The sequence below is a fragment of the Micromonospora cabrerizensis genome (assembly GCF_022230955.1).
GTDB classification, from domain to species: domain Bacteria; phylum Actinomycetota; class Actinomycetes; order Mycobacteriales; family Micromonosporaceae; genus Micromonospora; species Micromonospora cabrerizensis.
The window spans coordinates 82,217-95,166 of sequence record NZ_JAKKFI010000046.1; the positions used below are offsets into that span (position 1 = coordinate 82,217).

Below are 12,950 nucleotides of genomic sequence, written 5' to 3' on the forward strand. Positions count from 1 at the left end.
GCGACGATGCGCTCCGGAGCCACGCGCGAGCGGTTGCTCTGCCATCCCATGCTGCCGTTGATAGCCGGTTGGGACGCCGATCGCCCGGCGATCCGGATCTGGGAGTACGCGGTCGGGCAGCTGCGTGAGATCGGCTGCGTAGGTGCGGAATCGGCCGTCTACAGCCCCAGCGGCGATGACCGGTGGCAGCGGACACCCTCTGCCGCCTGGCATCCGGGCGAGCCGCAATTGGTGGTGGCGGACAGCAACACCACGACCCGCTGGACCCCTTCGGGCATCACCACGATCGATGAGGTTCCACCGACCGAGCACGCACGGGAGGTGGCATTCAGTCCGGACGGCCGGAGGCTCTGGTTGTCGCCTGGGCGGAGAGGACGGCTGGGAGTCGTCCATCACGCTCGACCTCATCTCCGGCGCAACCACCATCGGCCCGCCCTGGGACACCGGAGTCGCGCTGTATCCGGGCGGTGGCCTCTTGGCCACCCTCCAGAGCGATCAGGGCGCCACGCTGGTGCTCTTCTCCCGAGACACCGAACCGGTGCTGCGGCCGATGCGGCGGGCGTTGATCCTCGACTGCGACTGCTACGAAACACCAGTCTTCAGCCCGGACGGGCGGCATCTCGCGGTACGGGGCAACGCGTACGACAACTCGGTCGAGGTGTTCGAGTTCCCTTCGCTGCGCCGCGTTCTCGGCCTGACACTCGGAGACCCCAGCCCGGGATATCCATACCCGCAGGAATGGCTGGACAGCATGAACGCCTGGTCGCGCCACAACCTCGCCTTCGGACCATCTTCCGGTGTTCTCTGCATCGGTACGCCAGATGGTGCCGTCATCGAGATCAAGGTCGACGGAGAACAGGTGACCGAGTACGAGGTGCTGCCCGGATCGGCGGTGACCGCCCTGGCTTCCACCGCCACGGGCGAACTGGTCGTTGCCGGCGGCGACGGCACTCTTCTGGTGCTGTCGAGGGGACAGGCCGCCCCGGCCCGGGCATCAACTGCCGCGGTCACCGAGTTCCTTGCCGGCACCTCCGAGGCGTCGGTCATCGACATGGACCAGCTTGATCTCACCGACGGCACCCAGACCTGGCAGCCCGGCGAGTTGGAGACGGTCACCGACACGTCGACGAGAGACCCGTCGTGGCTGAAGATCCGGGCTTCCATGAACAGGCTCGCTTAACGCGACGCGGCGGCGTCGGTGGGCACTATCCGGCCGATCGGCATTCGGGCGTACGCAATTGACGAGCGGTCGCTCACGTAGCCATGAATACCGCAAAACCGAAGGATCGAATGGATGAACACCTGGAGAAACTTCCAATACAATTAAATGTCCCTCCGGTGCTATTTCCGCGTGGCCCTCCGGGAGCACGCGCCAGTTCATCGTGCTATACCCTGGCGCTGAACTGGAGGAATGAATGACGTCGACACCTGCGGCCGCCACGAGCCGACTGCACATTCCCGCGCTGACAGGATTGCGCTGGTTCGCTGCACTCGCTGTGTTCTTTCATCACTCGGCACAGCACGAGTCGCTGCCCGATCCGATTCGACGGATCATGGGAGCGGGCAGCAACGGTGTTACTTTCTTCTTTCTGCTGTCCGGGTTTGTGATCGCTCTGAGCTACTTCGACGGCGCCACTCGGCCCACGCTGCACAGCACCTGGAACTATCTGGTCAGTCGCCTGGCCCGGGTCTACCCGCTCTACCTGCTGGTTCTCGTCGTCGTTTGGCTGGCGGTGGACGGCGCCTCCAACGCAAGCCGGTTCCTCATCCAGGTCCTCGCCCTGCAGTCCTGGCATCCATCACTGGTCGTGGCCTACGGCATCAACGCGCCCGGCTGGTCGATCGGCGTCGAGTTCTTCCTGTACGCGTGTTTTCCGTTGCTGGTACTGGCACTGCGCCCGATTTCCACCAACGTCAAGGCGCTCCTTGCCGTGGCAGTGGTGGTGATCGTCGGGGCCTTCACGCTCGCGGCGCTCTTCCACGGCTTCCGCAACGGGCTGCCCGCCACGAACCCATTCAGTGCGCACCGGTGGCTCTACCGCACGCCGGTCACCCGGCTGGGAGACTTCACACTCGGCATGGTGGCGGCACTGCTACTGCGCCAGGCCATGCGACACCGACCCACGGCGGGCAGTTGGGACCGAGTGCTGTCGCCGTTGTTGACGTGGCTCCCCCTCGCCACGACCCTGTTGCTGATGGCCTGGCCCGGGCGCACCCGCTACTACGCCAGCTATGACGCGCTGTGGATGCTCCCGGCGGTGCTGCTCTTCCTCGGCCTCAGCTACTATCCGAAGTCTGCGCTCAGCCACTTTCTCAGTACTCGACTCGTCGTACTTCTTGGCGAGGTCTCGTTCGCCTTCTATCTGGTGCACCGTCCGCTGATGCATGTGTTCGGAGCGGAGTCGTGGGCGCAGGAAAGCCTGCTCTCCTACTCCGTCAAGATGGTGCTGCTGATCGCCGTAATCGCCGTCGTCGCGGCCGGATGCCATTTCCTCTGGGAGCGTCCGGCACAGCGGTTCCTCAACCGCCGAATGCGGATCAAGGAGACGACCACGAAGCCTGCTCCGGTGCTCGTACCGTAGAGCCTCGGTGGGTGGTGAATCGCCGAGGCCGCACCTGCCGGCCCCTGACACTGCGCGAGCCCCGGAGGGGTCGGCGGGCGTTCCCGCCGCCCCCTCCGGGCACGGTCACTTTCCGTACAGCTCGACCTCGTAGAGCGAGAAACCGTACGAGGTGGCCCGCTTGACCCCGTACACCCGCACGTAGCGGGCGGCGACCGGGGCGAAGGTGACGTTGTCGACGCCGCCGTTGCCGGTGGTGGTGGCGAACACCGGCGTCCAGGAGGTGCCGTCGCCGGAGGCCTCGATCCGGTACGAGGTGCCGTACGCGGCCTCCCAGCGCAGCACCGCCCGACTGACCGTGCGGGTCGCGCCGAGGTCGACCCGGAGCCACTGGTTGTCCTTGTAGCTGCTGGCCCACCGGCTGCCGACGTTGCCGTCGACCGCCTTGTCCGGGGTGTGGCCGGTCAGGAACTGGGTGCTCGACGCGGTGGCCGGGCGGCCCTGCGCCAGGTTGGTGACGTCGTCACCCCGGCGCGCCGGGAACGAGACCACCTGCTGGTAGGTGGGGCGGTTCTGCCAGGCGATCACCGGGTGGGTGATGCCGCCGAGCCCGGAGTGGGCGATCGAGTCGGCGCACCACTGGTCGCCGGCCCCGCAGGACTTGTCTCCGGGGTAGACAGTGCTGGCCGGCACCGCGGCGGCCTGGCCGAGCGCGTCGAGCAGCGCCTGTCGGCACGCGCCGAGGTTGCCGTTGCCGCAGTACGCACGGCCCAACCCACCGGCCACCGGGTCGCCGAGCACGGTGCGCAGGTCCTTGTCGACGTAGCCCCACCAGCCGTACTGGAACGACGAGCCCTTGTGCGCCTGCCCCTGCAACGCCCAGCTCGCGGCGCCGTCGCGTCCCCCGTTCTGGCCGCCCGACGGCGCCTCGTTCACCTCGATCGCGTCGACCAGCGCGGCGTAGAGGTCCGGTCCGAGGCCGGGGCGGAACTGCGCCGAGGCCAGCAGCGGCCACCAGGCGTCGAAGATCCGGATGGCGTCGGCGTGCTGGTAGACCTTGGAGCCGGGGGACGTCTCCACCCGGCGGACCCCGGCCTGCTGCCAGGCGCGCAGCTTGCCCACCGCGTCGGCCAGCGCCGGATCCGTGACCGGCGTGCTGTCCAGCACCCGCAGCAGGTCGCCGAGAACCTGCTGGCCGCGCAGGTCGGTCACCGCCGCATCCGCCATGATCTTGACGACGTCGGCGCGGCCCAGCTTGCGCTGGGCGATCGCGGCGCGCACCGGGCCGTCGAGCAGCTGAGCCCGGTGTACGGAGCCGAAGCTGAAGTTGCCGTCCGCCGCGCCGAAGTCCAGTGCCTGCTTGTTGTTCCAGCTGACGTAGTAGTCCTGGTTCACCGACTGGGGATGCGCCGACGGCGGGATGTAGGTGGCGTCGTTGGTGTCCGGGTTCCAGCCGGCCCACTCGTACGCCGGTTCGGCCTTCGTGGGCAGGTTCGGGTCGGCGGTGGCCGGACGGACCGGGTTCGCGCCGGAGTTGAAGTACGCCGCCTCGGTCGAGTTGACGTAGAACCAGTTGAACGCGTACCCGACGTCGGCCGCGGACGCCTGGAAGGCCGCCGCGCTGCCCATCGCCGACGGGTCGTTGAAAGCCTGGAAGCCGATCGCCGAGTCAGCCTCGTGCCGGTAGGTCGAGCGCAGTTTGGTGAACGCGGTCGGCTGCCCGTTCACCAGGCCCCGGTGGGCCACCAACCCGTACCTGGTGCGCAGCGCGCGCAGTGTGTACGAGCCGGCCGGGGTGGAGTCGGCCAGCGTCGGGGACCAGGAGTTGCGTTGCTCCAGCGCCTCCATGGCGAGGCACTGCCCGTGGTAGAGGTAGCGGTTGGTGCGCAGGGTCGGGGCGCTGCCGTCGGTGGTGCACAGCGGCACCGCGTACGTGTCGGTGAGGTCCTGTGCGGCGGAGGTCGCGCTCCAGGCGTAGTCCTGGCCCCGGCCGAGCAGCACGTAGAGGTTGAGCCCGGCGAACGCGGCGCCACGACCGCTGATGCCCGGCCCCTGCAGCTCCTGGAGCATCAGCAGCTGCGGCGCGAAGTAGCCGGTCTGCGGCCCGAACACGGCGACCGGGTTGCCGGTGGTGGTGTGCCGCCCGGAGACCACGACCGCGTTGGACATGCCGTGCGCGCGCAGGTTGGCCAGGCCGCCGAGCAGCCCCGGGGTGGCGGTGCTGGCGCCGGTGCGGGCGGCGGCCCCGCCGGTGGCGTCGTAGGCGAGGGGTTCGGCGACAACCGAGCCGGCGTCGGGGAGCACCGCGCTGGTCGCGCCGGGCGGGGTCGCCCCGTACGGGAAGCTCTGCCCGTCGTGCAGGGTGAGCACGGTCTCCGGGTCGTTCTGCGAGCGGAACGCCGTCCACACGCGGTCGCCCTCGGTGACGCCGTACTTCGCCCGGGCGGCCACCCGGACCAGCGCGGACTGGATCTCGCTGCCGCCGCCCCCGCCGAAGAGCCCGCCGACGACACCGGCGGTGGCGATGAGGTCGGTCATGGTGAAGTGCGTCGGCTTGCCGGCGCCCGCGAGCACGTACTCGCCCGGGTAGTTGTCGTCGGCGATCGACTTGTCGATGTAGGCGTTGATGCCGGAGATGTAGTCGACCACGTCGGTGTAGAGCTGCTGGCCCCGGGCGCCCTTGAGTCGCAGAGCGTCCACCTGGGCCTGCAGGTCCACCTCCGAGTAGGGCGAGTTGGCCCAGATGCTCTGCTCCAGCTCCCGGTTGCCGGGCGCGCCGCCGGCGAACGAGGTGAGCGTGCCGCGACCGGCATGGCGGAGCAGGTCCATCACCCAGAGCCGGTCCTGGGCCCCGGCGTAGCCGGCGCCGAACATGGTGCCGGCGCGGGTGGTCCCGGTGACGTGCGGGACGCCGGTGGCCTTGTCCCGCACGATGGTGACGTCTGCGCGCGGCGAGACGGTGCTCTCGACCTGGGCGGCCGGGACGCCGAACGAGGCGTCATTGTAGAAGTGGGCGATCTGCTCGTCGGTCAGCCCGGCGTAGTTGTAGACCAGGTTCGCGTACTCGTCGAGCTGGTCACTGGAGTGCGCCGGGCGGGTGCCGAGCGCCTGGTGCGCCAGGATGTCGACCAGCGTGGCGTTGCCGTTCTGCCCCGGGGGCAGGATGTCGGCACACTGGCCGAGGCAGTAGTCGTTGGCGGCGTACGTGCTGGCGGCCAGCGCCGGTGACGGCGGGGTCACCGTCAGGACGCTCGCGGTCAGGACGGCGGCAGTGAATGCCGCGAGCCGGTGCCGGAGAGCAGGACGGGGCATGGCGATCCTCCGGGGACGCGGAGTCGGGCCGTTCGGTCACGCCCGGCTTCCGGTGCCGACGTCTCCCCCTCGGTGCCCGGGCGTTCCACCAGGAGATGAGAGTGACTCATATCTATCTCCGGGCAATGATCGACGCAGGATCCCTCTCCGGGATACCCGTCGTTCACCACGCGCCAATGCCGACGTTTCACCGCCTTCCGGAACGGTGCGGGACGCACTGGGCACCATCAGCGGTAGATCTGCGCGTGGACCTCCGCGGCTGGCACGTGGGCGCGATCGGTTGGTGGTCACGGAGGGACAGGGGCGGCACGGCTTCGGGGGCGACTGCTCACGATGCCGTGCCTGCGAGGGCCCGCTGCACGGAGTGGAGATACGGCAGCTGTGATCACCGGATCATCGCCCAAGCCCATACGAGGCGACACCTGGTGGGTGCCCGGCCCGTACCCCGGTGGGCCGTCCGGATTCCGACGGCCCGCCGGGGTACGACGGGTCAGAGGCGGCCGGCCGGTTGCGGGCGCGCGTCAGGCTTGATCAGCGCCGGGAGCTTACGCTCGAATCGGTTGAAGAGATTCATCGACGGCAGGATGGGCCGGGTGCCCGTGGCCTGCTGGGCGATCTGGGCGCCCCAGACCGAGGCCCGCAGGCGCTGGTTCGGGGTGCCGTGGTGGCTGGGGTCGTCGAAATAGCAGTCGCCGACCTCGTAGAAGGTCTGTTGCGCCTGGTGGATCTGGACGCCGGTGAAGTTGAGCCCGCGCGGGTGGGTGACGAAGTAGGTGCCGAAGCCGTCGGCCATCAGTTCGGTGCGGCGGGTCGCCTCGGCGCCGGTCAGCGGGCTGTCGAACAGGCCCTGTTCGAACTGGACGTGGTGGGCCATCTCGTGGGCGAGGATCGCACGCGCGCCGGCTGTTCCCAGACCGAGTGCGTCGATCGCGGTGAGCATGCCCTCGCCGAAGACGACCTTGTCCGGGACGTCACTCAGCGGCGGGTCGGTCTCACCCTCGGCGGTGAAGGCAAAGGCGTTCAGGGTGAAGATCGGGTTGCGCCCTGCGTCGAGCGCGGGAACGGAGTTGATGATCGCCATGATCTCCGCGGCGGTGGCTGCCGCCTCATCCTCGCCCAGGCCCCAGATGAAGGAGACCATGCGAGCGACGCGCGCAGGGTCCTGCAGCATGTCGTTCTGCATGGCCATCAACTTGACGTCGAACAGGTTGACGTCCCAGAACTGCTGCGCGTCCTTGAAGGTCCGCTTCAACATGCCCTTGTGGCCGGCGGGCAGGCCGTAGTCCGCCTCGTTGTTGGGCTGGCCGTAGATGAGCGCGTCGTAGGCCGGGTAGTCCAGGACGCCAAAGATGAGCAGGACCAGCAGGGTGTCGAGGTCGACGCCTTCGATCAGGCCCTGCGTGTACGTGGTGAACTGGGTGTCCTGGCACTGGTAGAGCGACGGGTCGATCGCGTCCGCGACCAGCTCCTGCGTGAGGGACGGTTTCAGGCCCATCCTCTCCCGCTTGTCGGCGAGCATGGCCTGCCAGTTCTCCGGCAGCAGCGCGGCGATGGCGGCGATGCGTGCCTGGGTTTCCGGGTCCGCGGCGGCGCGGGCGGCCGCGAAGTCGAACCGCGGCGGAGCGACGATGCTCCCGCCTGCGCTGACGCTCGCGGGGGGTGCCGCGTGGACGGGCCCTGGGGTCAGCCCCAGGCCGAGGGCGCTTGCCGCCAGCAGTGCGGCTATCCGTCGTCTCATGCACGCTCCTCGTTGTCCTGCGAGCCCCAGGTGCCGAGGCCTCGATCAACTATTCGGTAACGGCATTGAAGCACATGGGTGCGCGGTCGCACACTCTCCGCAGGTCGAGGACGGGGGCCGGTGAGGCCACTACCATGCGAGCGTGGCTCACGTTGCCCAGATCCGCAGGCCGTACCCGCTGCTCGTCGCCGCGGCGGTCCTGTTGGCGCTCGGCGCGGCCACGGCCTGGGGGGTCGGCGACACGTTGGGGCTGAGCCACACCCCCGCCGCCGTGCCGCGCGAGGACGCTGCCGCCGCGCCGGCGCGGACGCCCGCACCGGTCCCGCCGCTGGCGTCCCTCATCGTGCCCGACGAGCCGCGCGTCCGGAAGGCCGCGGCCGCCGTCGCCGACGCGGTCGTCTTCCGCGGCCTGCCCCGGCCGGTGCTCGTTCCGGCCGCGTCGACACCGGCCAGGTCCGCGACGACCGCGCCGGGCACCGGCACGGCGCGCGTCGCGGCCACGGACCTGTCGGCGGTGAGCACGCTGCGGGCAGGCGTGCTGGCCACCCTCAGCGGGACGCCCGAGTCGTACCGGCTCGACGTACGCGGCGCCGAGCTGGCCGTCCAGGGCGGTGACGTCGCGGGCGTGGCAGCCGGGATGTACCGGCTGGCCGACCGGATCCGCTCCGGCGCCGAGGCGCTCCCGGCGGCGGACGCGGGTCGGGTGGTCATCCCCCGGCTCGGCCTGCGGCTGACCGACGCGGGTTCGGTGGGGCGCGAGCCCGACCCGGCCGTCTTCGCCGCCGGTGACGACTATGGACTGAACACCGACGTGGTCGGGTCGGCGGTGCTGCCTCACGCCCCGTGGGTGGACGCTGGCGCGGTGGCCCGCATCGACGCGCAGTTTCGGCAGTTCGTCGACCACTCGGTGGCGCAGGGGTTCAACGGAATCGTCGTGCCCGGCTTCCTGGAGTACGTCACGTTCGCGAAGGTCGGCGAGGGGCGCGCGGTCTACCCGCCCGGCGACCCGCACGTCGAGCGCGCACGGGCGATGGCCGCGGCGTTCGACCCCGTCTTCCGGTACGCCGAGGCCATGGGCGTGCGGGTCTTCCTGCTGACCGACATGCTCGCGGTGTCGCCTCCGCTGGAGGCATACCTGACACGGACGGTCGGCGGCCTCGACGCGGCCGATCCTCAGCTGTGGGCCGTCTACCAGGCTGGTCTGGCCGAGCTGTTCGAGACGATGCCGTTCGTCGACGGCCTGATGGTCCGCGTCGGCGAGGGCGGCGAGGTGTACGCCGGGACCGGTTGGGACTACTCGTCACGGCTCGCGGTCACCACGGAAGCGTCCGTGCGCGCGATGCTGCGGGCGCTGCTGGAGACCGCGGGCTCGGCCGGGAAGGACATCATCTTCCGCACGTGGACGGTGGGCGTGGGCGCCGTCGGCGACCTGCACACCAACCCGGTGTCGTACGCGCAGGTCCTCGGCGGGCTCGACGATCCGCATCTGATCGTGTCCACCAAGTACACCCTGGGCGACTTCTACAGCCACCTACCGCTGAACACCACCCTGCTGGGCGGCGGACACCGCCGCATCGTGGAGTTCCAGGCCCGGCGCGAGTTCGAGGCGTTCGGCTCGCTGCCCAACGACCTCGGCCCGCTGCACCGCCAGGCGCTGCACGCGTTCCTTGCCGCCAACCCGAACGTCGAGGGTGTCTGGAACTGGACCCAGGACGGCGGGCCGTTGCGCGCCGGGCCCATGTCGCTGTACCTGCGCGCGGGGTTCTGGCAGCTCTACGACCTCAACACGTACGCCGTCGGCCGCCTGGCCTGGGACCCGAACGCTGACCCGGCGCAGGTCACGGCGGACTGGGCGTACCGCACGTTCTCCGGCGACCCGGCCACCGTCGCCGCGATCGGGCAGGCCATGGCGCTGTCCCGCCAGGCGGTCACCAGAGGCCTCTACATCGGCCCGTACGCCGACCGGTCGGTGCGGGCGCTCGGGCTGGAACCACCGCCCATGATGTGGATCTTCGAGTGGGACATCCTGACCGGCGACTCCGCGGCGCTGGACAGCATCTACGCGGTGGCCGGCGACCAGGTTGACGAGGCGATCGAGGAGGGCACGCAGGCCGTCGTGCTGGCCCGGCACATGCGCGACCTGGTCGCCGCGACCGAACCGGCGACCTGGCGGGACGCCGAACTACGCGGGCGCTTCATCGCGACTCTCGACTACCAGGTCGACCTGTTCGAGACGCTGAGCGCGTACCGGGCAATGGTGCTGCGGCACGCGCAGTGGCTGGACACGGGTGCCCCGGCCGCCCGCCACGACTGGCGGCTGGCCGCAGCGGCGTACCACGACGCGCGCGACGCGCACCGGCAGCGCTACGGCGCCGACCTGGACCTGCCCGCGTACAACTTCACCGCCGCCGACCTCGGGGCACAGCGCGCCGACCGGGACCCGGCGATGGCCTGGGCGGCCCGTGCGATGCTCGGGTCGATCCTGCTGTTGGTGCTGCTCGGCTTGTTTGGGCGCGGGTCCGGCGCAGCCGCCGCGCGCGGGTTGCTCCTCGGCGCGATCCGGCCGTGGCGGGTCGCCGCGCTGCCGACACCCGTGTCGCGGGCGGACCGGGTGTTGGTGTGGCTGGTCCCGGCCCTGGTGCTGGTGGCGAGCCGGCTCGTGTTGACCTGGTTCGCCGCGCCGGCGCACCTGCTGGTCACCCTCGGTGGGTGGGCGTTGTTCGCCCTCGTCGTACGCCTCGTCGTCGGTCGCCGGGATCCGTTCCACCTGTGGGCCGTGGTCGGCGGCGTCGCGCTGCTGCGCAGCGTGCTGCTGCTGGTGGCGCTCGCCGGGCGGGGCCCGGGCGGTTACTGGTTCGCCTTCTGGACTGCGCCGAATCTGCGCGCGGCGTACGTCACCGTCGGGTTCGCGGCGTTCTGCTGGCTGTTCGTGGCCGTCGCCGTGGTTCTGCGGGACCGGTATGGCCTGCGCCGCCGAAGCGCCGTCGGGCTGACCCTCACCGCCGCGGGTGTGCCCCTCGGCGTGCTGTCCGCCCTGGTCGCGGCAGTGGGTCTGGAACGCGCGCTGACGGTGTGGAACGACCAGCTCGCGCTGCTGCCCTGGGGGTTGTCCCGCATCCTCGGCATCACCGTCCACCTCGGCGTGCCCGCCCAACTCCCCGCATACACCGCCGCCGCAGGAATCGCCGTGGCCGCCGCCGGCCTGCTCCTGTCACTCGGCCGCCGCCGGCAATCCGCCTGACCGCCCAACCCCCACCGACGCGGCGCCAACGACGCCGACATCGGCGGTCAGGCTGGTGTCACGCTCGTTCAGGCAGTGGTCTATGCCGGCTCGCGCACGCCACCGGCGTTGCCACCGTCGTCCGGCATCGGTTCGGCCGGGGCTTCTGGCAGTTCGTCCGGCGTGTCGGGCAGCAGGACGCCCGCGTCGTCCGGCACCGGTTCGCGCGGGTCGATGGGCGGATACTGTTCCGGGTCGAGATCGGGTCCAGTCATCAGGCGAGTATCCGTCGTCTTCCGGACTACCGCTCGTCGGCTGGTGCGCGGCTTCCCGTCCGGTGAGCGAGAGGACCGCCCCACGGGCCGCCCGGCTGAGGGGTTGCCGGTGGTACCTGGGTACCAGCGGCGCCCGGAAAGTGCCGACTGCGGTACCACGATCCCGGCCTGGCGCGAACCTAGCGTGGTGAGCATGATTCAGGTACGCGAAGTAACCAAGCGGTACGGCGCGAAGACGGTCGTCGACCACCTGTCGTTCACCGCGAAGCCCGGGCAGGTCACCGGCTTCCTCGGCCCGAACGGTGCCGGCAAGTCGACGACCATGCGGATGATCGTCGGTCTCGACGCACCGACCTCCGGCGACGTGCTGGTCAACGGCAAGCCGTACGCGTCGTCGAAGGCACCGTTGCGCGAGATCGGCGCGTTGCTCGAGGCGAAGGCCGCGCACCCCGGCCGCACGGCGGTCAGCCACCTTCTCGCCTTGGCTCGCACGCACGGCATCTCACGCTCGCGCGTCGACGAGGTGCTCGGCCTGGTCGGCCTCTCGGACGTCGCCCACAAGCGGGTCGGCGCATTCTCCCTCGGCATGGGTCAGCGGCTCGGCATCGCCGCCACGTTGCTCGGCGACCCGGCCGTGGTGATGCTCGACGAGCCGGTCAACGGCCTCGACCCGGAGGGTGTCCTCTGGGTGCGCAACCTGCTCACCGGCCTGGCCGCCGAGGGCCGCACCGTGATGCTGTCCTCGCACCTGATGAGCGAAGTCTCGCTGATCGCGGACCACCTGGTCATCATCGGCCGGGGCAAACTGCTGGCCGACACCACCGTGGCCGACTTCGTGACCGCCGAAGGCGTCCGGGTCGTCACTCCCGCGCCTGACGCCCTGCGCACGACGATTGCCGGCCCGGGCGTCACGGTCACCTCGACCGGCGCCGAGGAACTGCTCGTCGCCGGCACCTCCGCCCGCAAGATCGGGCTGGCCGCGGCTGCTCGCGGCATCCCACTGTTCGAACTCACCCCGCAGAACGCCTCGCTCGAAGAGGCGTTCATGGACCTGACCCGCCACGCTGTCGAATACGAGGCCTCCCGATGAACATCACTCCCGGTGGCGTCGCCGCCGCCGAATGGACCAAGTTCTCCTCACTGCGCTCCACCTGGATCACGACCGCAATCTCCGTCTTCCTCCTGGTCGCCTTCGGCATGATCGCCTCGGCTTCCTTCTCGGGCGACGGCATGACCTCGATCGACCTGGCCCTGTCCGGCACGTCCCTGGCCGCCCTGTCCGTCGGCGTGCTGGGCGCGCTGCTGGGCGCCAGCGAATACACCACCGGCATGATCCGGGCGACCCTCGCCGCGGTGCCGCGCCGGTTGCCGGTGCTGTGGTCGAAGAGCCTCGTGGCCGGGTCGGCCGCCTTCGTCACGATGACCGCCGGTGCCTTCGCCGCCTTCGCAGCGGGGTCAGCCGTGCTCAACGACAAGGTCACCGGGCTGGGCCTCGGCGACGACGGCGTGCTGCGGGCCCTGCTGGGCGCCGGCCTCTATCTCGGCCTGGTCGCGGTGCTCGGCGTCGCGCTCGGCGTCCTCGTGCGCTCCAGCGCCGGAGCCATCGCGATCCTGGCCGGCCTGCTGCTGATCGTGCCCGGTCTGGCCGCGCTGCTGCCGGACTCGATCTCCGAGGCCATCACCCCGTACCTGCCCAGCAACGCCGGCAGCGCCGTGATGGCGCTGACCCAGGCGGACGGGACCCTGGCGCCATGGGCTGGTCTCGCGGTCTTCGCCGGGTATGTGGTCGTGACGCTCGCCGCCGCCGCCTATCGGCTCAAGAAGACCGACGCGTAAGGGAGACT

At 70.4% G+C, this 12,950-nt stretch carries 8 protein-coding genes; 5 read left to right on the forward strand and 3 right to left on the reverse strand.

Features of this window, described 5'->3' with window-relative positions; all coding sequences use genetic code 11:
* The first annotated feature begins 475 nt into the window (after positions 1–475).
* A complete protein-coding gene (locus LADH09A_RS06300; protein ID WP_238643859.1) occupies positions 476–1,180 on the forward strand; it encodes a WD40 repeat domain-containing protein in 705 nt (234 codons plus the stop codon).
* A 235-nt stretch (positions 1,181–1,415) separates the two neighbouring features.
* The gene (locus tag LADH09A_RS06305) at positions 1,416–2,582 is read left to right on the forward strand and encodes an acyltransferase family protein (protein ID WP_238643862.1); all 1,167 of its coding nucleotides are present in this window, start codon (positions 1,416–1,418) and stop codon (positions 2,580–2,582) included.
* Between the two features lie 105 nt (positions 2,583–2,687).
* On the opposite strand, the gene LADH09A_RS06310 is transcribed toward LADH09A_RS06305, so the two are convergent.
* A complete protein-coding gene (locus LADH09A_RS06310; RefSeq protein WP_238643864.1) occupies positions 2,688–5,873 on the reverse strand; it encodes a penicillin acylase family protein in 3,186 nt (1,061 codons plus the stop codon).
* Positions 5,874–6,363: 490 nt separating this feature from the next.
* Complete coding sequence (locus LADH09A_RS06315; RefSeq protein ID WP_238643866.1) at positions 6,364–7,611, reverse strand: hypothetical protein; 1,248 nt, start codon at positions 7,609–7,611, stop codon at positions 6,364–6,366.
* Between the two features lie 142 nt (positions 7,612–7,753).
* Between LADH09A_RS06315 and LADH09A_RS31850 the strand changes: the two genes are divergently transcribed.
* The gene (locus LADH09A_RS31850; RefSeq protein WP_238643868.1) at positions 7,754–10,852 is read left to right on the forward strand and encodes a hypothetical protein; all 3,099 of its coding nucleotides are present in this window, start codon (positions 7,754–7,756) and stop codon (positions 10,850–10,852) included.
* 80 nt (positions 10,853–10,932) lie between these two features.
* On the opposite strand, the gene LADH09A_RS06325 is transcribed toward LADH09A_RS31850, so the two are convergent.
* Positions 10,933–11,106, reverse strand: a complete 174-nt coding sequence (locus LADH09A_RS06325) for a hypothetical protein (RefSeq protein ID WP_238643870.1) — start codon at positions 11,104–11,106, stop codon at positions 10,933–10,935.
* Positions 11,107–11,299: 193 nt separating this feature from the next.
* Here LADH09A_RS06325 and LADH09A_RS06330 point away from each other — a divergent pair, with 193 nt between their 5' ends.
* Positions 11,300–12,196 carry an ABC transporter ATP-binding protein gene (locus LADH09A_RS06330; RefSeq protein WP_238643872.1) on the forward strand — a complete coding sequence of 299 codons (897 nt, stop codon included), beginning with the start codon at positions 11,300–11,302 and terminating at the stop codon, positions 12,194–12,196.
* On the forward strand, positions 12,193–12,942 hold the full coding sequence (locus LADH09A_RS06335; protein WP_238643874.1) for an ABC transporter permease: 750 nt from the start codon (positions 12,193–12,195) through the stop codon (positions 12,940–12,942). Before LADH09A_RS06330 ends, LADH09A_RS06335 begins: the two co-directional genes overlap by 4 nt.
* The last annotated feature ends 8 nt before the right edge of the window (positions 12,943–12,950 follow it).

Coding starts and splice junctions, on each gene's coding strand:
- LADH09A_RS06330 (WP_238643872.1), top strand. CDS start 11,300: ATGATTCAGGTACGCGAAGTAACCAAGCGGTACGGCGCGAAGACGGTC.
- LADH09A_RS06305 (WP_238643862.1), top strand. CDS start 1,416: ATGACGTCGACACCTGCGGCCGCCACGAGCCGACTGCACATTCCCGCG.
- LADH09A_RS06335 (WP_238643874.1), top strand. CDS start 12,193: ATGAACATCACTCCCGGTGGCGTCGCCGCCGCCGAATGGACCAAGTTC.
- LADH09A_RS06310 (WP_238643864.1), bottom strand. CDS start 5,873: ATGCCCCGTCCTGCTCTCCGGCACCGGCTCGCGGCATTCACTGCCGCC.
- LADH09A_RS06315 (WP_238643866.1), bottom strand. CDS start 7,611: ATGAGACGACGGATAGCCGCACTGCTGGCGGCAAGCGCCCTCGGCCTG.
- LADH09A_RS06325 (WP_238643870.1), bottom strand. CDS start 11,106: ATGACTGGACCCGATCTCGACCCGGAACAGTATCCGCCCATCGACCCG.